21 protein-coding genes are annotated in these 22,768 nt (G+C 36.2%); all 21 read left to right on the top strand.

The window, feature by feature from the left end:
* A partial coding sequence (locus GWK09_RS07960) for a DUF998 domain-containing protein (RefSeq protein WP_163692450.1) occupies window positions 1-411 on the top strand: 411 nt, incomplete at its 5' end.
* A 132-nt stretch (window positions 412-543) separates the two neighbouring features.
* Window positions 544-2,076, top strand: a complete 1,533-nt coding sequence (locus GWK09_RS07955; protein WP_163692449.1) for an agmatine deiminase family protein — start codon at window positions 544-546, stop codon at window positions 2,074-2,076.
* Window positions 2,077-2,171: 95 nt separating this feature from the next.
* The gene (locus GWK09_RS07950) at window positions 2,172-2,714 is read left to right on the top strand and encodes a DinB family protein (RefSeq protein WP_163692448.1); all 543 of its coding nucleotides are present in this window, start codon (window positions 2,172-2,174) and stop codon (window positions 2,712-2,714) included.
* A gap of 200 nt (window positions 2,715-2,914) precedes the next feature.
* A complete protein-coding gene (locus GWK09_RS07945; protein WP_163692447.1) occupies window positions 2,915-3,655 on the top strand; it encodes a DUF6090 family protein in 741 nt (246 codons plus the stop codon).
* Window positions 3,656-3,747: 92 nt separating this feature from the next.
* Window positions 3,748-4,314, top strand: a complete 567-nt coding sequence (locus GWK09_RS07940; protein WP_163692446.1) for a class I SAM-dependent methyltransferase — start codon at window positions 3,748-3,750, stop codon at window positions 4,312-4,314.
* A gap of 157 nt (window positions 4,315-4,471) precedes the next feature.
* Window positions 4,472-5,119, top strand: coding sequence for a PliI family lysozyme inhibitor of I-type lysozyme (locus GWK09_RS07935; protein ID WP_163692445.1), 648 nt, complete (start codon window positions 4,472-4,474; stop codon window positions 5,117-5,119).
* Between the two features lie 163 nt (window positions 5,120-5,282).
* Complete coding sequence (locus GWK09_RS07930; protein WP_163692444.1) at window positions 5,283-6,431, top strand: erythromycin esterase family protein; 1,149 nt, start codon at window positions 5,283-5,285, stop codon at window positions 6,429-6,431.
* A 135-nt stretch (window positions 6,432-6,566) separates the two neighbouring features.
* Window positions 6,567-7,832 (top strand): phosphatidylserine decarboxylase, encoded by a 1,266-nt coding sequence (locus GWK09_RS07925; protein WP_204260380.1) that lies wholly within the window; start codon window positions 6,567-6,569, stop codon window positions 7,830-7,832.
* 160 nt (window positions 7,833-7,992) lie between these two features.
* Window positions 7,993-8,748, top strand: a complete 756-nt coding sequence (locus GWK09_RS07920) for a hypothetical protein (RefSeq protein WP_163692443.1) — start codon at window positions 7,993-7,995, stop codon at window positions 8,746-8,748.
* Window positions 8,749-8,954: 206 nt separating this feature from the next.
* Window positions 8,955-10,061: a DUF6090 family protein gene (locus GWK09_RS07915; RefSeq protein WP_204260379.1), complete on the top strand. Its 1,107-nt coding sequence runs from the start codon at window positions 8,955-8,957 to the stop codon at window positions 10,059-10,061.
* Window positions 10,062-10,198: 137 nt separating this feature from the next.
* Window positions 10,199-10,477, top strand: a complete 279-nt coding sequence (locus GWK09_RS07910) for a DUF6958 family protein (protein WP_163692441.1) — start codon at window positions 10,199-10,201, stop codon at window positions 10,475-10,477.
* Between the two features lie 147 nt (window positions 10,478-10,624).
* Window positions 10,625-11,782, top strand: a complete 1,158-nt coding sequence (locus tag GWK09_RS07905) for an alpha/beta hydrolase (protein ID WP_163692440.1) — start codon at window positions 10,625-10,627, stop codon at window positions 11,780-11,782.
* A gap of 75 nt (window positions 11,783-11,857) precedes the next feature.
* The gene (locus GWK09_RS07900) at window positions 11,858-12,958 is read left to right on the top strand and encodes a serine hydrolase domain-containing protein (RefSeq protein ID WP_163692439.1); all 1,101 of its coding nucleotides are present in this window, start codon (window positions 11,858-11,860) and stop codon (window positions 12,956-12,958) included.
* 313 nt (window positions 12,959-13,271) lie between these two features.
* Window positions 13,272-14,387 carry a Fic family protein gene (locus tag GWK09_RS07895; RefSeq protein WP_163692438.1) on the top strand — a complete coding sequence of 372 codons (1,116 nt, stop codon included), beginning with the start codon at window positions 13,272-13,274 and terminating at the stop codon, window positions 14,385-14,387.
* A gap of 64 nt (window positions 14,388-14,451) precedes the next feature.
* Complete coding sequence (locus GWK09_RS07890) at window positions 14,452-15,324, top strand: tetratricopeptide repeat protein (RefSeq protein WP_163692437.1); 873 nt, start codon at window positions 14,452-14,454, stop codon at window positions 15,322-15,324.
* A gap of 279 nt (window positions 15,325-15,603) precedes the next feature.
* Window positions 15,604-16,368, top strand: a complete 765-nt coding sequence (locus GWK09_RS07885; protein WP_283401214.1) for a hypothetical protein — start codon at window positions 15,604-15,606, stop codon at window positions 16,366-16,368.
* Window positions 16,369-16,664: 296 nt separating this feature from the next.
* Complete coding sequence (locus GWK09_RS07880; RefSeq protein ID WP_163692436.1) at window positions 16,665-17,069, top strand: DUF4440 domain-containing protein; 405 nt, start codon at window positions 16,665-16,667, stop codon at window positions 17,067-17,069.
* 163 nt (window positions 17,070-17,232) lie between these two features.
* Window positions 17,233-17,739 (top strand): nuclear transport factor 2 family protein, encoded by a 507-nt coding sequence (locus GWK09_RS07875; protein ID WP_163692435.1) that lies wholly within the window; start codon window positions 17,233-17,235, stop codon window positions 17,737-17,739.
* A gap of 777 nt (window positions 17,740-18,516) precedes the next feature.
* Window positions 18,517-20,586, top strand: coding sequence for an adenylate/guanylate cyclase domain-containing protein (locus GWK09_RS07870; protein ID WP_163692434.1), 2,070 nt, complete (start codon window positions 18,517-18,519; stop codon window positions 20,584-20,586).
* A 770-nt stretch (window positions 20,587-21,356) separates the two neighbouring features.
* A complete protein-coding gene (locus GWK09_RS07865; protein ID WP_163692433.1) occupies window positions 21,357-21,899 on the top strand; it encodes a hypothetical protein in 543 nt (180 codons plus the stop codon).
* A 243-nt stretch (window positions 21,900-22,142) separates the two neighbouring features.
* A complete protein-coding gene (locus GWK09_RS07860) occupies window positions 22,143-22,679 on the top strand; it encodes a hypothetical protein (protein ID WP_204260378.1) in 537 nt (178 codons plus the stop codon).
* The last annotated feature ends 89 nt before the right edge of the window (window positions 22,680-22,768 follow it).

Below are 22,768 nucleotides of genomic sequence, written 5' to 3'. Positions count from 1 at the left end.
CACCATTTTAAAGCTTCCAAATGGAGTAGAATAGGCTTCTATGGAATTGGAATATTTTATGGGGTAGCAACTATTGTAGTTTCAATTTTTCCATGTGATAGCGGATGTAACAGAGAATTAATAAACCCAAGTACTTCTCAACTAATTCATAATTTAACAGGGTTGTTAACTTATATTATCGTTCCGTCATCCATAGTACTAACTGGATTTGGTGCAAGAAGTATTGGATATAATTCCTTCTCGGTGCAATCATTTGCCCTTGGTTCAATTGGTTTTTTCTTTGTAGTTGTTTTAATTACTTATACCTATTCTGATTACGTTGGACTACTACAAAGGACAGTGGAATCAACATTTATCTTATGGATCGTGCTTTGCGCTTTAAAAGTAAAGAACCCAAAAGCCAGCAGGTAACAACGGCTATAGCCCATCGCCGGCCAAGGATAGGTAATTTTTCCTACTTTAGAGTTTATTAATTAAAAGCGGTTAGGTCTGTCCATCGAGGCGCCTGGTCATAGCCGAGACCGTTGTGCAACATAAAAACTTATGATAAGATTTAGCATTTTAATCACATTATTCTCTTTTCTAATTTCCTGTCAAAATGAGAAATTAGAAAGCAAACTTGCAAGCAAGAATTATCTGCAAATTAAAAATAATAGAATGGCGGCTGAGTGGGAACCAGTTAAAGGAGTAACGTTCGTATGGCCACCTGTAATTTCTAAAGACCTGATTATCGAATTTGCAAAGGACACGCACATTTATCTTTATGTAGATGGACAAGAAGGGAAAATTGAAGCCAAAGAATGGTTTGAAAAATGGAATATAGACCTTGGGAATATAACTTTTATTAATCTAAAAACGAATTGGGAAGTCACTCCTAGAGATTGGGGGCCAAGTGCTGTTTTTACAAATAAAGGAGAAGTTAAAATTACTGACGGTCAGTATAAATATGGATGCCCATCAACAGATATGGTTTGCAATGATTCACTTGAATTTCACATTAGTAGTAGCACTGGAAAAATTTATAAAAGTATTCATGTAGATACAGCAATAGTAACTATTGGAAATGAAATTGGACTTGAAGTGCTTGATGTTCCATTTGCAAATACTGGAGGCAATGTAATTACTGATGGTCTAGGCACCGCATTTTCCACGTGTGCTTTACTGACAGAAAATAGATATAACGGTGTAAGTGATGATGAGTTTTTTAGATTAAATGATTCTATCCTTGGACTCTCAAATTATCATATCATTTCAAATTTTGATAAAATGGGCATCCAACATATTGATTGCCTTATGAAGCTTATTGATGAAGAAACTATTTTAGTTGCTGAACCACCGGTAGACCATGAATTATATAATGTATATGACAATATTGTTAAGAACGAACTATCGAATTTAAAGACTGTCTATAATCGTCCTTATACAATTCATAGGATTAAAACCGGTGTTTATTACGAGGATGGAGAAGCCGCTTATCTTTCAGCATATACTAATTCGATTATTCTTAATAAGAAAGTATATGTTCCGTTGTTTGGTATTAAAGAAGATTCTATAGCGTTAAAAACTTGGGAGTCGGTAATGCCTGGATATACTATCAAAGGATTCGATTATGTATTGGAAGAGCAGCCAATTAAATCTAAATACCATTTTGAAGGTTTTGGTGAATTAGGTGTAAAAACTGGCTGGCTATATGAGGATGCCATCCATTGCCGAACAAAAGCGATATGGGATGAAAACAAAATACTAATATCTGTTAAAAAAGTCTTCCCCGAAATTAACATAAACCAAAAAGCTATTCTTTATGCTACTATTATTGACTATGGAAAAGAAAGCTTGTCTATTAAAGAAGTATTTCTTAGCTGGAGGATAAAAGGTCAAACTAATTGGAACAGAATAATAATGGACATGAATAACAACCCCAATCATTGGAAGGCTAAGTTTATAGAGGGAAGTGAAGGAATGGAAATAGAGTACTATATAGAAGTAAAAGCGAATACTGGAGAAACTCAAACAAGACCTATAACTGCACCAAAAGGATATTATGAATTTAAATACGTTGCACAACAAAGTATATAAGTAATAGCTTCCTGAGGTCAGCTATTACTCATATACATAGCCATTCATTGCAAAAATCCTTCAAATATTTATTTTAAAAAACGAAGTCTTACTCTATGAAACGTATTTTCCTATTGGCATTAATATTAGTCATTAGTTCATTCCCCTCACATCTTTTTGCGCAAGAGAGCAATTTCATAAATGAATACTTAGAACGACTGGAAAATTCTCGCAAATATTTAATTCTTGTTGCAGAAACTATGCCTGAAAATAAATATGAATTTAAAGCAACACCTGAGTCATTGAGTTTTGCTGAAAATCTAATGCACATAGGTTGGGCAATGGATTGGCATAGTCAGACATTAATGGGTGGCCGTGAAGCCAGAGATTGGAATACCGATACGGAGCTAAAAACTGATAACAAATCCAAAGAAGAAATGATTAAAACAATTGATCGAACTTTTAAAATCACAATAGAGTTTATTAAAAACTATAACATAGATAATCTTGAGGACAGATTGGATTATTTCGGATCGGATAGAACAAAAAGACAAGTATTGCTCCTTTTAGCTGACCATATTACACATCACAGAGGCCAAATGCTGGTTTCTTTGAGATTGAATGGGCTCCAACCCCCAAGGTATGTTTTGTATCAATAGTACCCTCAGAGAATGTAAAACAACGAAATGGCAACAACTGTTATGGTTCATCGCCCTCCAGGGTTTGGCATTATTTGGTATTTTAGGGATTACTAAAAACTAAACGGAAGGCTGGCGCCACCAGGCTCCCTGCCTGCCGGCAGGCAGGCAAACCATAGCCGGAACCGTTGTGCTTTATTAAGAGAAACCAACCATAACCAATGATAAAATTCTTTAGAAAAATTAGACAAAACTTGCTTTTAGAAGGAAAGACCGGAAAGTACTTCAAGTATGCAATTGGAGAAATTTTTCTAGTTGTCGTAGGTATTTTAATTGCCATAAATCTGAACAATTTTAATGAACAGAGACAAAAAGAGAAGAATGGAATCCAACTCTTGACAAAACTTCGTCATGAAATACAACAAGATATAATTTATATGGATTCTCTTAAACGCGAATATGGCATGTGGTATTCACAATCCCAATTTATACTTGATTCAGTATTAAATGCAAAGACTGTTAAGTTAGAGAGGCTAGACCAGTATAACATAGGAAGAGGCACAATGAATTTTCTACATTTAAACAGGAGCAGTTATAGCGATATACTCAACTCAGGTAATGATATAATTATAAAAAACTCAGAACTCAAGAATAAAATCATTACTTTCTTTCAGGAGACTGAGGTCGAATTAAAAAAACTGAATATTGACAATGAAAAATTTCAAGATTGGACATATAACAATATAGATATTCGATTATGGCATAGATTATGGGCAAATCGTAATCTTGAGCATGAGGATTGGTCATGGTTGAAAAATCCTAAATCTGATAAATTTCGAATCCATGAAACTTATGCACTTTTCTTTCAAAATGCACTAAAAGCAAATTTAAAGGCAATACAAGAACTCCAGAATTATTGTAAGATTATCAACGACTCTATATCAATTGAATTGAACAAATAACGATAGCACAACAATGTATATGAAATCATAGCTCGTACCTCGCTACGCTTCATATACGGAACAGTTGTTATGCCTAATGCTAAAAGACGAAAATGACCGTCACCTACGACAAATATTATCAGACAGAAAACCTATTCGGAGAACCATATTCAGAATTGATTGAGTTTTTTGATGAATTTCCCAATAAAGGAAAATTGCTTGACTTAGGTTGCGGACAAGGAAGAGACGCAATTGCATTAGCTCGACTGGGCTATTCCGTGACAGGAATTGACAACTCAAAAGTTGGTATCGACCAAATGAACCAAATAGGTCAAGTTGAAAATTTGAATTTGGTTGGACAAGTTGATGACATTTATGCTTTTGACCGTTTTGACGAGTTTGATATAATCATTTTGGACAGTATGTTTCATTTCGCCAAGAAAGACAAGGAAAAAGAAATTGGACTGATCAAAAAAATCATTTCGGATTTAAGAAATGGAAGTCTGGTAGTTGTTTGTATTCAGGATACAGGCGACAAAGTTCAAATTCTCAACAAGGCACTTGACTTTAAAAAAAAACGAAAACGACTAATGGACAAGGACTTCAAGTACATTTTTGAAGACAAGCACAGCGGACATAAATCTGAAACTGATTATAGAATGATAATCGTTGAAAAATGAAAGCAGGTAGGCAAAACATCACCTATATGCAAGCAGGGGTTTCATGCAGCGTAGGACAGGTAAGTGGTAAATTTAAAGTTCAGTTCTTTGTAGGAAGTTCAGTGGCTAAAATCCCTGCCTGCGTATAGGTGAGAACCGTTGGCAATAATTAAAAAACATGAAACAATTAAAAACAACCACAATTGCTCTAGTTGGAGCATTGACTATTATTGCATGTAAGAACGAACAGGGAAAAATCAATAAAGAACAAATTGAAAATAATAAGGTCTTAAGTATTGAGAATCCTATTCAAAATGAACAAAAAATTATATTTCAAAAAACATTGACCTTACAAAATATAACCTTTGATGTAAGTAATACTGGAGAAGGGTCTATTAGTCAATTAACTATTGAACCTAAAGGATTGGAAATAGATAATGAAAAAATTACTCTTGAATTGGAAGGGCAAGTTACCAATGCAGAAATTGAAGATTTAAATTCAGATGGATTTCCTGAAATATTGATTTATACAATATCTGCAGGAAGCGGCAGCTATGGCGATGTTATTGGTTATTCAGTAAATAATGGAAAGTCGATAAGTCAAATTTACTTCCCCGAAATATCTGAAAATAAGGAGGCAGGCAGCGGCTATATGGGACACGATGAATTTACAATTATAGAAACCACTTTAGTAAGAAGGTTTCCTGTTTACAAGGATGGAGATACTTATAATAACCCAACCGGAGGTACTCGCCAAATAGAATACAAACTAAAAGATGGTGAAGCATCTAGATTATTTGTAATAGATGAAATTGGTGAATATTAATAATAGTTATTGAATAAATACTATTGCCAACAAAGTGTATAATTAATTGCTAGGTCACTGCCGACTTACGAAAATTCCAGCGGAATTTTCTATCTGTGATTTGTTTGCTAAATTCATTGCTTAACCACGCAACTAGTCATACACAAATACGTTGGCAACAATAATGGGAAAAACAGTTTTACTACTCTTATTATTTTTCTCTTACCAGATCACAAATTCCCAAATTGATGCAGGAATTTTTGAATTGAATTCATTAAACAAATTGTTAACGGAAGAAGTCAAGAAAATTATCAACAATAATGTCAGTAAAAATGAAACTGTATTTCTAGGAGAAGCCGTTCATTATAGCGGCTCTGACTTTCTAGCTAAAGCCGAGTTTGTCAAGTATTTGGTAATTGAGCATGGATATAAAGACATTGCATTTGAAAGCGACTTTTTCGCTTTATTATTTGACCATGATAAACAGAATTTATATCGAATGTGGAGCAAATCAAGCCAATGTAAAGAGCTTTTCGATTTCCTTAAAAAAAAAGAGGTGACAATTTGGGGATTTGACAACAGAATATACAGTGATTATTCCTACATAAATTTCACCAAAAAATTAGACCAAGAACTTAGGAAAGGTAATAGTCGGTTAAATGAAGACTATGAAAGACTTGCCAAAACCCTTATCCGGAATCAATACAACAGCAGGAGACTTATCACCAAACAAGAGATAAAATTTTTAGTTGATTACACTGATCAACTTCTCAATGACCATTTGATTTATTCCAATGTTTTGTGGGTCCAAATTTTAAAAAGTTTTAAGAGTGCAATAACACTATATACCCTAAATGATATCTATTCCGACAAGAAAAGAATAGCCCTCCGTGATAAACAAATGGCTAAAAATCTTGATTTTTTAATTCAACACAATGCACATAATAAATTCATTGTTTGGCTTGCTAATGGTCATATGTCAAAATCAAATGACAAAATAATGCGTGAACAGACCATGGGTTATCATTTTAGGCAATTAAATCCTAATTCATCTTATCATATTGCTGTAGGCTCAATCCATTTAGCACCCAGAACCAAAGAAAAAATTACAAAAGCCGAAGAAAGTGACAAATCAATTCTATTTGCTCTCCCGTCTGTAAATAAAAACTATTTTATAGATTCGAAAAAAATAATAAAGAACAACCCTGAACTTAATAATAAAGTATTTAACGATTTATCTATTTTCAATTTAGAGAGTAGCAAAACACAAATATTAAGTCATTTTGATGCTCTAGTATTTATCGGATGTGGAGAAGAAGTGAAATATGATTAACAACTTACTGTTGCCAACAACGGCTATAACCTGCTTACCGGCAGGTTTACATGCCTTAGGTATGCAGTGCCGGAACCGTTGGCATTCATCACTTAGGTCGAAAAAACCTTAATTGACCAACCTAATTTTCTATTCATGAAAGAACCTCAATACATTTTCCTCACTCTTATAGTTTTCTTTCTATCGTTCTCCTGCTCATCACCGAAAGAAAAGATGACATACGGAAAGGCCACCCAAGAGTTGATAGCGCTATTGGAAAGTGATCCGAATCTAAAATCCTTGCTTGAATCTTCGATTCAGAAAGCCAAGGAAATAAATCCTGACAGGAATACAAACCCTGCTCAGAGCCTTGAAGAATACTATGAATTGGTAAGCTGGGTAGAAACAGGAATGCCTTGGGCAGTGGTTAAAAAGGAAGTGTATCCTGAGATTTTTGATCATATTTTTCAGGGCTTTTGCACTTTCTACTTCCTCATAGATCAACCATTACCAGAGCTGGAAAATAAAGGGTTGGTGAATAACTCCCTGCAGTACTATGAACCTTTCGCCAAATGGCTTATTCGCTTTAATAAATCATGGGGTTCCTACCTCGATACTGAGGATTCATGGAATGAAGAAAATTATCAACTCGCTTTAAACGACCCAACCTTCGGACTGCAAGAGGGGTGGTACGAAGATCCTGCAAATTGGAAAACCTTTAACCAATTCTTTGCTAGATATCTCAAGTCCCGGGAAATGAGACCTATTGCGAGCCCTGATGATAATTCGGTAGTCGTTTCATTTGCAGATTCACAGCCCATGGGAGTCTGGGGCATTGACGAAAATTCGTACTTGATAGACCCCGATGGTGTTCCTGTAAAGTCAGCCACTCTTAAATCCATATCAAGACTTATTGGTGAGGAGAGTCAATACAAAGAAGCATTCGCCTATGGCACCTTTACCCATTCTTTTCTAAACGTGAATGATTATCATAGATATCACTTTCCTGTAAGCGGTACTATAAAAGAGTCAAGAATTATAGAAGGTATAAACCCAACCGGTGGACAACTCTGGTGGGATGAAGAAAACAAGAGATATGCCTTTAACCCAGCCGCCAAAACAGGTTGGCAATCCATTGAAACAAGAGGATGTGTAATTGTTGAAACTCCGGAATACGGCCTTGTTGCATTATTGCCAATAGGGATGGGCGTTGTTGGATCTGTGAACTTTGAAGAAAACATTACTCCCGGAACAGAAGTGTCTAAGGGCGATATGCTGGGCCATTTTGCCTTTGGTGGCTCAGACTTCATTATGATCTTTCAAGAGGGGGTCACCTTCACTTTAGACGCGCCAAAACAAGATGATGGATATTCATACAAACACCTATTAATGGGAGAACGCTTAGGTTATTTATCTAAATAGAAATAACGAAATGCCAACACTGTGTATAACTAATCACAGCTTAAGTGTTAAAACTAAAGCATCGAGATAAAAAACAGGTCAGGGCAAAAGCCAAAGGTTCGTGAGTAAAAGTCCGTCACTACTCATACACTAGACCGTTGTAACACATTTAAGAAAATCAATGAACCGAAGAGAAATTAATAAAGCTCTTTTAGCAACTGTAGCGAATTATGCTTTGATTGACTCTCTTTTTGCGTTCAATGCTTTTGGAAATAGCATTAAACCAATTACAGACCATTGGGCAATTAGACTTCATGAATTTTGTTCTGATTTAAAGTCAGCATCAATTACTACAACTCAATGGCAAGAACAAATTTCGAAACTATATGGCAATATTAATTTAACCGAAATTTTGAAGTTTATAGATTTTGAAAATCTGATCAAAGGCTTTCAATACCCAGAACTTGGAGTAAATACTAAACCTGTCAAGTTTCCAAAACTTGCAGGACTTCCTGAAAAAACTGTGTTTGTAAAAAAGGTTTTCGGAATGAAAAAAGACCGAGCAATTATTCCTCACGGACATAGTAATATGGCTTCTGCCCATTTAATTTTAAATGGCGAAATGCACTTGCGACACTATGAGAAAATAAGGCAAGAAGATGAAAACCTAATAATAAAGCCGACTATTGATAAAATCGCTAAAATTGGAGATAACTCATCCATTTCGGACGAAAAAGACAATGTCCATTGGTTTGTAGCAAAAACCGAAACCGCATTTTCATTTGATGTTATTATGCTCGACCTGAAAAATAAACCTTATGACATTCACAATTTGGATATTTATGAAAAGCAAGATTTGAGTGATGGAACATTGCGAGTGCCAATTTTGAAACTTGAAAATGCTTTGAATAAATATGGAAAGGAAACGCATCATTAGGATAAAAACGTGTAACAACAACGGTTATGGTTCTTCGCCCTCAGAGGTCTGGGATTATTTGCTATTTTGTAGGGATTAACAAAAATTAAACGAAAGGCCGACGCCTCCAGGCGCCCTGCCTGCCGGCAGGTTTACATGCCTTAGGTATGCAGGGCCGAGACCGTTAGCCTTCATTACTACTTCACTTAAGCTACGTGGCAGGTACTATGAACAATCATCAACCAATGATAAAATTCTTTAGAAAAATCAGACAAAACCTAATGTTGGAAAATAAAACCTCCAAATACCTGGCATACGCCCTTGGTGAAATTGTCCTGGTGATGATAGGTATTCTTTTGGCACTGCAAGTCAATAATTGGAATGAAAAAACAAAATCTATCGCTAAGGAAAGGGTTATTCTATCAAGCTTATTGAAAGATTTTGAGACCAATTCAAATAATCTTCAGGCCTCATTGAGCCTATATTCTGCTGTTATTCCCTCATTGGACAGGAAGTTAAAATATATAGGAAGAAATTCCGATGAGTTCGACCAACAAATAAAAGATGATATAATCGCCGTACCCGTTTGGTTTCCAAAATTAGTGAACGGAACACTTAATTCACTTTTGTACTCAGATCAATTAGGAATAATTCAAAATAATGACATAAAAAAATTGCTTATTGATTATCCTTTCGATTTGGACGCCAATCTGGCCCTTGTTGAACAGTTTAGACTTATGCTAGAGGAGAAGCACCAGCCGCTGGTGGATTCCTATGTTTCCCTTCTGGATTATTCTAGTATAAAAAAGGAATATCCTGAAGCATCTTCGAATGCCAAGTCCTCAGACTACATTGGTTTATTAAATGACACCAGGTTCCAGAACCTACTTATTAGAGAGAAACAGCTGATTAATCGATATATTAATTTAACAACCGAATTTTTAAATAGGACCAATTATATTATAGACCTGATTCGTGTAGATTTAGAGCTGCCTTTAAAACTAGAGCGACTTATAAATTCTGATAAATCGATTGACGAGGTGGTTGAAATAATTAAACAGCAAGATAAAGATGCTCCTGTTTATGAAATTTCTGAAGAGATAATCAATATTTTGGGTTATAAATTAATGGAAGATAAGAAATATAATGAGGCGCTAAAACTGTTTAAACTCAATACAGAATTGTATCCGGATGCATGGAATACATATGACAGCTATGGTGAATGTTTGCTAGAGTTAGGAGATAAAGAAAATGCCAAAAAAGCGTATCAAAAATCATTGGAGTTAAATCCAGACAACGAGTATGCTATAAAAGCGCTTTCAGAATTAAAATAACGAAAGGCTAACAACGTGCTTAAAACATAGCCAGTAAGGACTTTCCGGGAGGTTCGTGCAAACCTGACTATCAGCAGACAAGCGCTACGTTTTATGTACAAACCGTTAGCGGTCATTGTTAAAACTTCTTTAGTAAGATGAAAGATGAATATATACAAACACTTCATCCAATTGAAGGAAAAACTAATAAGCGAATTTCGCTCAAGAAGTATGAAATAATTAAGGATAATATACTTTCTATCTTGGCCGAATCTGAACTGACCCATACTGAGCTTATGGAAGAATTGTACTCACGCGTTAAAGACAATTTTGATGGAGGTGTACAGTGGTATGGCGAAACTGTTAAACTTGATCTGGAGGCTAGAAGAATCATTAAGCGCACAGGTAAAAAGCCTGAAAAATATAAAATTATATAACAACCTACCACTAAAAAAGGCTATAACCCATCGCCAACAAAGGCTTGGGAAATTTTCCTACTTTAGAGTTTATTAATCAATCCGGGGTTGGTCTGTCAATCGAGGCGCCGGGCCATAGCCGGAACCGTTGTGCATAATTAAGACCAGATGAAAAATCTAATTTATATACTTTGTTTTTTATCATTTATTAAAGTAAATGCTCAAGATGCTGTTCTCGATACATTAGTTGATATTGGTGGATATAAAATGCATTTTAGTATTTTAAAAGGCAATGACAATGTCATTCTTTTCGAATCTGGAGCAGGAGATGATGGTTCTGTTTGGGAAGGAATGGGTTTAACAGTTCACGAAATTACAGGAGCTACTGTAATTTCTTATGATAGATCTGGATTTGGAAAAAGTGAGTTAAATCCTAATCACAAAAAGGACGATCAATTTGGAATCCTTAATGGTGTAATTGAATTGGAACTTGCTTTAGAAAAAATCGGATATTTTGACAATCTGATTCTTGTTTCTCATTCCTATGGTGGATTTTATACTACTCTATTCTCTTCAAGAAATCCAGATAAGGTTCTTTTTAATGTTAGAGTCGATGCCAACTTAGCCAATCAATACACAGAAGAAATACTTGTTAAAGCAGAACAAGATAATTCCGTTCATCAATTAAAGGATATTCATCTAGGTCAATATTATTTAGGGATCAACTTCGCCAATACTGTACGCTTAATGTGGAACACTGAATACCCTAGTTCCATTCCAGCCATAGACTTGGTATCACCAATTCAACGCCATCATACTGACAAGGAATGGGAATTATTATTGCAAACGCATCAAGACTTTGTTGATACTCAAACTAATCGAACAGGAATAATTGCAAATGGAAGTGGCCATTACATCTTTCTTGATAATCCTGGATTAGTTATTAATGCCATTGTAAAAGCGTATTGCTTAACCTTATCTGATTCTATTGAGGTAGCCGGAATTTTGGAAAGAGCATTAAACAATTCAATGGAACAATTAATCTCATTAAAATCTGAAGAATACAATTCGCGAATCACTGATACATATTCTATCCGTCAGGGATATGCCTTGATGAAAAATGATGAATTAAGCAAAGCTGAAAAAGTACTCCAGCTGAGTACGGAGTTATACCCAAATAGTTCATCGGCTTATGAATATTATGGAAAAGTTCTGTTGCTTCTTGAAAGAAAACAAGATGCCATAGAGGCATTAGAAAAAAGTATTGAACTAGACCCGAAGAATGTCTCAGCTCAAAGAGAACTAAGACGAATTAAGAATGAATAACGATGCACAACAACATATATATATGCCATTAAAACGGCTCATATACAAACCGTTGGCATTCATTAAAAAAAATAGATGAGAAACTATCTTTGGATAACATTCTTAACGTTAGTCTTTCACGACGGATATGGACAAATGGATGCATCAGTCAGGATAGGGACAGAGAAAACCCATCTTACGGAAAAGCAACTACAATTGATTTCTGATTGTTTTGACGTACTCCCGAATCAAGCACAGTTATCAATAGCATTAATTGAGAATGGAAACGTAAATTATTGTGGGTTCAAAAAAGAAAAAGATGCGATTCTGTCCATTGAAAATTCAGGTAGCGTTTTCGAAATAGGCTCCCTTTCAAAAGTTTTCACCGCCACGTTACTTGCCAATTTCATATTGGACAAAAAAATAGGACTCGACGATAACATTAACAAGTACCTTAACTTTTCACTGAAGGACAACGTCGAAATTTCTTTCAAGCAGTTGGCTACCCATACATCAGGGCTGCCCAGGGTGCCCATTAGCCTGAGCTCTCCTGATCTAAGTTTGGAAAATCCGTATAAGGACTACGGAGAAGAAGAATTGAGACTATATCTTACCGAAAAGCTACAACTTAACAACGAACCGGGAACAAAGTCCGCTTATTCCAATCTGGGTTTCGGTCTACTCGGTTATCTATTGGAGCAGATTGATAATACCTCTTATGAAGATTTACTAAGGACCAGGATATTCTCCAAATACCAAATGTCCAACTCAACCACAATTCGTGATCAAGTGCAGGAAATACTGATAAAGGGACTCAATGATAGTGGTGATAAAGTACCGAATTGGGACATGGCCACCCATATCGGCGCCGGAGGCATATTATCCAATGTAGATAATCTTTCAAAATTTGTCCTTGCCCAGTTCGATGATAAGAACGAAGAATTGAAACTGACCAGGGCTAAGCATTTCAAAGTAGATGACAATTATTCAACGGGGTTGGCGTGGGGCATTATCACCATGGATTCAGGTGAAGTTTGGGACTGGCATAACGGAGGTACAGGCGGGTATACGTCTTCGATGATATTGAACACCAGAACTAAAAATGGTATAATAATCCTATCAAATATATCCGCTCTTGGTAAATTGACCGCTAACATTACCGGATTAGCTCCTAAATTGATGAAAACAATTGAATAAAAATGAAATGCCAACAACGGCTATAGCTCCGCCTGAGGCGGAGCCATAGCCGGAACCGTTGTAGATTATTTCAAAATAATACGTTGATTATTAGAATTGAGCAAAATTGATAATCAACACTCCTTGACAAACATTTATTCACACCAAACACCTTTGTCTATCACTTTATAAAAAATATGATTCACAAATAGTTTTAATGTGCACCCGTGTACTTCAAAACATCTTGACATTCGCATTTTCCATATTTTGATGCTCTAATTGATTTGTTAATCACATATATTACTATTTTTACATCAAATTAAATAGATGAATTATGGATTTTGATAATGCAGTACAATATCATTACGAAAAATTTCCTCCTTCAAAACTTGATTTTGGTCAAATAGTAAACCCACTGATCAAAGCTACAGATGCCTTAGCTAGATACGACCAAATGCTAAAGAACATGCACAATAGTGAAATCTTGCTAGCTCCGTTAAGAAATCAAGAGGCAGTAATTTCATCAAGAATGGAAGGCACCATTAGTACAATGGATGAAATACTCAAGTTCGAAGCTGATAGTGAAAATGATACAGAGGAAGCTAAGAATGTGAGGTCTGAGATTTTTGAAACGATTTTATATCAAAGAGCTTTAATAAATGCTCAGAAAGCGATGAACGATGGGTATCCTCTATCACAACATTTAGTAAAGACGATACACCAACAATTACTTTCATTTGGAAGAGGAGCACAGAAATCCCCTGGTCAATTTAAAATTGAACAGAATTACCTAGCTGATAAAATAAAACAGAAAGTTTTATTTGTCCCTATAAGTCCTGAAAAGCTAAATGATGGGTTGGAAAAACTATTTGAATATATAAATAATAGCGATGATCCAATATTAATTAAGACAGCTTTGATGCACTTAGAGTTTGAAGCACTACACCCTTTTCAAGATGGTAATGGAAGAATAGGAAGAATGCTCATTACCCTACTACTTTGGTCTACGAAAACAATTTCAGAACCTCATTTTTATATAAGTGGGTATATGGAAGAAAATAAAGACGAATATATTGACACAATGAGGAATGTTTCAGAAAATAATGATTGGGAAAAATGGTGTGTTTTCTTTTTAAACGCTGTTGAAAAACAAGCAATTAGAAATCTGGAAATAGCCGAAAATATTAAGAACCTATATGAAGAAATGAAGCATATCTTTTCTGATACTTTGTCTTCTAAATGGAGCGTTAATGCTCTAGACTATATTTTTACAAACCCAATATTTAGAAATAATCGATTTACATCAAAGAGCGGAATTCCTGGACCTACTGCAGCAAGATTCACTAGAATGTTACTGGAAAAAGAACTTATTAGAACTCTAGAAGAAGCATCCGGAAGAAGACCTGCTCTATATGCTTTTGAGCCATTACTAAAATTAGTGAGAGTATAAAAACAATCTACAACAACACCTAAACTGCATTAAAACGCAGTTTAGCCAAACCGTTGCAAACAATATGAAAAGAACACTCTTACTTTTATTATTAGTTCCATTTGTAGGATTTGGTCAAACGAAATATGACCAATACGATGCATTGATATCAGAAGCAAACAAACTGAAGAGAGAGGGTAATTATGACCAAGCAATTAACAAATACAAAAGTGCCTTAGATATCTTGATTCCGGATAATAGTACACCATTTTTTGATTTAGCGGATTGCGCTTTGAAGCTGGACAAAAATGATCTGGCAGATATTTGGATCAGAAAAGGAGTATCTCAGGGTGGAGCGCAAATGAAGTATTTGAGAAAATACAAGGGTTTTAGTGATATTCAAAATGCAGATTTCTACAATAAAATCATTTCGGACTATAACTCATTAAGGCAACAATACTTCTCGACCATTGAGAATATTGATATCTATTTGGAAATTGAGGAGTTGACAGCAAGAGATCAATTTGTACGGAAAATAGATGACTATATCAGTGGACGAACTGAAGAAGATATTGAAAACGCAATGAAAGGGTTACAAGAAGCGAGGAAAGATAATGACTCTGTAGCAGCAAAGAAGTATCGTGATCTGCTTTTCCCTAAGCCTAATAAAGAATATCAGAGATTACAAAATGAAATAATGCGCAAAGTGGACTCCTTGAACGTTGCCAGACTCATGGAGATTACTAAAGAATACGGATGGCAGGAAAGAGCTTGGATAATTCTATGGCATCAAAGGGGGGTTCACGATGAGGATAATTATGTGTGGAATTATTTTCGACCACTGATAAATAAAGAAATTGAAGAAGGCAAAATAAGTCGGAGTTTTTGGGGGCCTTTTGACCAGTTCAAAAAAATGATGAAAACCGGAGAAATGGGTATTATCCAAGTTGAAGAATAAGAGATAGTGAATAGTACTAAATACTGTTCGCAACAACGGCGATGGGCCTGCCTGCCGGCAGGCAGGCCCATCGCCGGCCAGGGCTTGGGAAATTTTCCTACATTAGGGTTTATTAATCAAGCCGGGGTTGGTCTGTCCTTCGAGGCGTCGGGTCATAGCCGGAACCGTTCCCTGCTATTTTCACAATTAATGACTCGCTCCCTCATTTTGTTTCTTTTAGGCTTTACTTCCCTGTGCTCCGCACAGACAAACTTAAAATCTAAAGCAGAATACACATTGGTGGATGACAACGGAATCATCATTGAAAAATTTGACTCCACAGTAACCGATGAAAACAAGTTCACCAGAAACAATCTCATTTTTAGGGAAGGCGTTTCTTTTCATTACAAGTTCGAGCACTTAGACAAGGATAATCAAAGGAACTTCTTCACATACATGGATAGTCTTTCCTATTGGCATTTTGTTCCAGAGACCGAAGTTGATAATAACACTATCCAAAAAGTTATTATCTCAGTTAAAAAAGGACTGCAAGGATTTGATAAGCACATTCCAGATTACAGTCAAACCATCATAGGTTATTCGTATCCAACCCAGAATAATTATATGGGCTCAATTAGCAGTGCATCCGGGGTTATTGAGAATGAAGCCAATGTATGGATGCACCCGCCTAGGGATCTCTACTTTGAGATATTGGAGTTAAATCCTTTTCCATTCATCAAAGCTCCCTATGAAATTGGCACAAAATGGCAGTGGTCTTTGAAGATCGGTGATCATTGGGCAGATGGCCGTTGGAAGCTATGGTCAGGTACAATTGAGAATAAATATGATTATGAGATAACTGACCTTAAAGACATTGAAACACCATTTGGAAAATTAGAATGTTTTGTGATTGATGGTTCCGCAAACAGTAGAATAGGGGATACTCATCTTAGGGCGTATTTCAATGAAACGTATGGGTTTGTGCGTTTGGAATACACGAATATAGATGGGTCCAAAACGAATTTGTTACTAGATCAATTCATAGATCTGTATAACGGCAGGTAACAACGGCTATGGTTCTTCGCCCTCAGAGGTCTGCACTTATTTCCTATCTTAGTTTAAACAAATCTGGTTCGCTGAGGCCTAGGCACTCGAGCGCCGTTTCATACCTTAAGTATACAGGGCCGGAACCGTTGGCATTAATTCTAGAAATGAAGCTTTTGATAAAATGTTTTTTCTCTCTGTTGCTATTGGGATGTCAAAACGACATTTCGAAAAAAAATAATGCTAAAAGTTCGGAATACGCTGAGCTCAGTTCTAATAAAAACGAAACTGACAACATACTCCATACTATTAAATCCATGGACAGCTTATTCTTTGATATTGCCTATAACCAATGTGATACCCTATTAGGAAGAAATTTAATTAGTAAGGACTTTGAGTTTTATCATGATAAAGGTGGACCACTGTTAAATACCAGTGATGAATTGGCTTCCGAAATCATGATTGAAGATTTAAGTTGGATAGGCAAACAGACTTTCAGAAAACTTGTAATTGAGGAAATGGAAGTGTTCCCCCTCTATGAAAATGAAAACCTATATGGAGCTATTGAAACAGGCCATCATCAATTTTTTAAAGTCGTGGATGCCAAACCAACCGAATTAACGACTAATGCAAAGTTCATTCATTTGTGGATATTAGAAAACAACAATTGGAAATTGAAAAGAGTATTTAGCTACGACCATCAAAGTGTGATAAAAAACTAATACCAACAATGTATAACCGAATTTACGGCGTCCCGATAGCTATCTGGACGACTAGGTCCGTATCCACTTGGAATTGCTAACGTCTGTGCTAAACCGAAAATTAACGCATTTTAACCCGTAACTGACGGTTATACGAGACCGTTGTGGTTAATAATTACAAACAATGAAACTGAAATTGACTTTACTTCTTATTTTGGTAATAGGTTGTGGTAGCGTACTTTTTTCTCAAGACTCAATAAGGGAACTAGAGGAAGTAATATGGACTATTGTCGAGAAAAGAAATTCAACTTGGAAGGATAATGATTTTAAAGGTCATAGTGAACTTTGTCATCCAGATTTTATGAGATGGATATCTGATAGTGATGAATTCTTAACGATAAATAATTTGCGTGAATTTTGGGATTCTTCTAAGAAAGATATTAAGATCTTGAAACTTGATGTAAAAAGAAAAGCAATTCAATTTTTTAATCAGGAAAATCTTGCTGTTGCTCATTACGAAATTTATGAAGAGATAGAATATACAGGAGAAGACTATAAAGAGGAGAATTACGAAATAAAAAAGGGTGAAAAATTTAAAGAGATATGGCGTTTTAGCGATTACTACGTAAAAGAAGGCGCAGTATGGTTATACGTAGGAGGAAATAAATTGGAAATGCTTAAAAATAATTGACCGATTCGAAATAACTAACCACAACAACGGCTATAATTCAGCGGTTTAATTATTCCTCGTCAGAAATTCCTACATTTAGATAAAACATAAAAGACTCATAGTTTCGCATGGGATAATCCCGCCGAGAAAATAGCCAAAACCGTTGTAAAACATTTGAATAAACTCATTAACTTTTGGGATAGATGGCTCGGTAAGGAAGTTAATTGGAATGAAAAATTGGTTTCCGTCTATCGAGATCTTGGTGTATCCCATGCCTGGCGGCATAAATGGCCAGCGCATTTGATCACAGAAGTAAATTCTGAGGATGGATATATTCACCTAGAAAACTCGAATGAAAAGATAATTCGTGTTAACGCTGATTCTCTTTCACTCTATAACATTCTAAATGTTATAGATAACTCGAGATTCAAAAATAAATTCGGAGATGAATTTCAATCAACTATTGAATCCTGGAATTTCACTCTTACTAAGGAATCTACTCAATACTTTCTAGTAATTAGAACTACGCTAAAACCAAAAGATCAAAATAGTCGGAAAAGAAAACGGATGTATCATAAAATGAACGCTCGTGTGTCGAAGGAATTTATTTTGAACTTAGTACGTGAGACTTCTTGAAAACGTTTTACAAAAACGGCTATGTTTCATCGCCGGCCAAGGCTTGGTAATATTTTCGTACATTACTAAAGACCTGTTAGTGCCTGGAGCGGTATGCCCGAAGCGTAGACAGTTGATGGAATTGTAACATTTCTATAAGGCATTTTATCTCAAGATGATAAGATGAAAGAAACACGAAAATTAAATACGATCCTCCTGGCCGACATCGCCGGCTACACTGCGATGATGCAAGAGGATGAAGCAAGAGCCTTGGAATTGCTTCAGATCTTTAAAAAAATACTCGGAAATCATGTAGCAAAATTTGAAGGGCATATAGTGCAGTACTACGGTGATGCCTGTATCCTGTCATTTGACAGTACTACCCTGGGTGTTCAATGTGCCATTTCTTTACAGGTTGAATTTCGGGAAAATAATCTTCCCATCCGGATAGGGATGCACCTGGGAGAAGTTGTATTTACAGAGAATAATGTATTTGGTGATGGAGTCAATATCGCTTCCCGGATCGAATCTATGGGAATTCCGAATTCTGTACTTATCTCCGGTTCCATCAGGGACCAGATCAAAAACAAAAATGAGTTCAGCCTCAAATCCCTTGGTTCTTTTGAATTCAAGAATGTCAATGAGCCATTAGAGGTTTTCGCCTTAGAGAATAAAGGCCTCTCCGTTCCCGAAAGGTCCAAAATGGTGGGAAAATTCAAAGAGCAAAGTCGTAAGCCAAAAAGATTATTGAAGTTCGCAGGAGTACTGGCCATTCTGATCACAACTTTTTTCCTCTTCAATTATTTAACAGGAAATGAAGCTACAGCTAAAGAAAACTCAATTGCCGTACTGCCTCTGATCAATTTGAACAACACGGATGAATTCGAATATTTCTCCGATGGGGTAACCCAGGAGATTATTGATGAGTTGGCAAAGATCAGTTCGATAACGGTTTCGGCTTTCACTTCTACTTACCAATATAAGAACCAGACAATGCCACAAAGAGAAATTGCAGAAGAACTGGGGGTAAAATATTTGATTGCGGGTAGTTATCGCTTATTCGAAGAAGATAAACGGATCAGGCTTTCTCTAGAGTTGATAGACCCTTTCACGAAAGAGCGGATATGGAATAATACCCTCAATGAAGAAATGAGCAACGCTCAAATGATCCAACTATCTGTAGCGCGGAAAGTAGCAGAGAATCTCAATATAGAATTGACTTCTGCAGAAAAGAGTGATCTGGAAAATCCAAGCACAAAAAATGGAGAGGCGTTTAGGTTATATCTGCAGGCAAAATCGGAGATCAATAAATTAAGTCCTGAGGGTTTGGAAAATGGAACGAGATTTTTGGAGGAAGCGATCAAATTAGATCAGAATTTTTCACAAGCCCATACACTATTAGCCTGGAGATATACGGCTGGTGCTTCTGCAGACTTTGTACCTGGGATTAAAAGGAGTACATCTGAGTCTGTGGCACTGGCCATGCCTTATATCGAAAAAGCGCTTGAAAATGATCCCGAAGGGTCAGATATTTTTCTGGTACGGGCAAATTTGAAACTCTATTCCCAGAATAAAATAGAAAACGCAAAAGAAGATGTTGAACGCGCGTTCAGGATCAGTTCCTGGCCGCGAATTCCCACCAATTATTGCATATGCACGGCTGTTTCTGCATTTATCGCCTCCCGTGAATTGGACAGAGCCAAAGAAATCGCAGAACAGGCGAAAGACATAGATCCGGGCCATGTCCTATATGATTGGGATCTGGGAAATATCGCAATGAAGGAGGGAGATTATCTGCGGGCTAAATTCTATTATGGCTTAAGTGTCGCTAAAGCCGATATTCCCTTTTTCAACACTTTCTTAGGGTGGAGTCTTTACTACAATGAGCAATATGAGGAGGCCCTTAAATATCTCACCAAAGCCTATGATAATTCACCTTTAGCTGCCAGATGGAATGTAGCTTCTTTATCAAACACTTATTTTAAGATGGGAGATAAGGAAAATGCCGATAAGTATTTGCAGGAATTACTGGACAGAAGTTCATCCGGAGAACCTCATCTAAATCTATTTATCGCTGATATCCTTTTAGAAAGAAACGAAAAGAACAGAGCTTTGGATTATCTTGAACAGGGGGTCTCTAATTCCGACTTTGGTTTTGCAGTTTTTTTAAGTTTGATACCAAAATTCAAAACACTGCAAAATGAACCAAGATTTCAGGAAATACTTACGAAGATCCAATCCCCCGGAATATAAATTCTGCCGAAAGTATTTGATCCCTTATGAATGTTCATACCTGTAAAATAAGTCAGGTAATTATACCTGCCATCTGGCACTTTACTATTTTTTACATGACGGTAGATTTACATGCCGCAGGTATGCAGGGACAAAACCGTTGTAATCCATTTTTCTATGAGGATGTTGATCTCTCTTGTAATTGTAATTTTAGTTTCTTGGTTAACTACTCAGACAGGCAACGAAAAGCTAGTTGGTAAATGGCAATGTTATCATGAAGATCTTGAAGACGACACGACGACTGGCAGGGACATTTTTACGGATCAAGAGTTTGAATTTTCGTGTAATGGGATGATTATTCAATTAAACTCTGATCTAACAGGATGGGAGGCATTAGGCGAACAAGAATTTGTGTATAAACTAATTGACTCTATTTTGAGAATGGGATCTAGGTATTATGTTGTAGAGTTGTTAACCGAAAAGCAAATGATCCTGAGAGATCATGACCCAGATAGTCTTTCATTATTTTATTATCGAAGAAAATATAATCGTATAAAGTAAACCCATTACAACAACACCTTGGGTTTTTCGCACTCAGAAGTCTGGGTTTATTTGCTATTTTAGGGATTAACAAAAACAATACCGAAGGTCGGTGCCTGCAGGCGCCCTGCCTGCCGGCAGGTTTACATGCCTTAGGTATGCAGGGCCGAGACCATTGGCATTCATTATAGTCACTAGAATAGGGACAGAATTCTTATTGAAAAGAAATATAAAGTGAAGCAACTAATTTAATGGAAAACGCTGACCAACTACTAACACTTATACAAGTTGCCATTGCCGTTGCGGGTTTTGCAGGTATTATCGGTACATTTCAGTTTAAAAAAGGGGAAATAATTAGGAGAGGAGATGCGGTGGGATTAGCTGTTGTGGTAAATACTGGACTAATGAGCGCTTTTTATTCAACTTTACCCTTATTGCTGATGAATTTCGACATAAATGAATCAACAGTATGGGCGATTAGTAGCGGTATGACGTGTATTATCTATGCTTATTTCTCTATTGACATTGCAACTCGACTCAAGAATTTCAAGACGTATAAATCTTTCAATAAAATAATAATCTATTTATTATTCGTAGTTGGGTTTCTAATTATAGCAATAAATTTTCTTAATGCTTTTAATATAGTGTTCAAAAGAGAATTCGGGCCATTTTATATTTCCTTGATCTATTCACTTGGTTTAGTTTGTTATATGTTTTCCCGTCTGTTACTTCGACCAATCTGGAGAACCCTGCGAAAACAAGAGTCCGAAAATTTAAACAAAGACGATGCATAATTGAATTTTCGTATAATTTATTGGTAGAGTATCAGAGTTGCCAGAATATCGGAATAAAAAATGAAATGCCAACAACGGCTATAGCTCCGCCTCAGGTAGAACGGCTCATCGCCGTCAAAGGCTTGGTAAATTTCCCTACATTAGAGTTTATTAATCATTCCCGGAGAGGTCTGCGCAGTGAGGCGCAGGACCATAGCCAGGACCGTTATGCTTTATACCGACCGATAATAATCGACAAACCTCATGAATACAAAAAATGATACTTTCGGCATTTTTTTGTTGCGGATAACCGCCCTACATGTCATCACCTATTTTATTGTTGGAATAATAACAATGAATGCCTTTGATTATGGAAGTGTTTTCTCCTCTGAAAATCTTGTAACATTCATGAAGCCCATAAATTCACCGTGGGTCGCTTTAGGTCCTGGTTTACAAATTTTTAGAGGTGCCATCTTTGCTGCGGTACTTTGGCCATTTAGAACAATATTCCTGAATCAGGAACGTGGATGGTTAAAACTTTGGATGCTTTTTATCGGATTGTCTATTCTGGCCACATTCGGACCTGCGATTGGTTCTATAGACGGAATGATTTATACAACAATTCCCATAAGCAAACAATTATTGTTTCTTCCGGAGTTGGTTATTCAATCCTTTCTGTTGTCATTCCTTTTATTTTATTGGTACAAAAAACCAAAAAGAGTGTTTACAATTATTTCGATCCTTTTAGCCTGCATAATCATACTTCTAAGTATTGCAGGATTTTTGTCATTAATTATGTGATTGAAGTACAAAGCGCAACAACGGCTATAGCCTGCCTGCCGGCAGGCAGGCCCATCGCCGGCCAAGGCTTGGGAAATTTTCCGACTTTA

This window comes from Muriicola jejuensis, from assembly GCF_010671595.1.
Classification (GTDB): domain Bacteria; phylum Bacteroidota; class Bacteroidia; order Flavobacteriales; family Flavobacteriaceae; genus Muriicola; species Muriicola jejuensis.
This window is presented reverse-complemented; position numbering and strand designations above follow the sequence as displayed.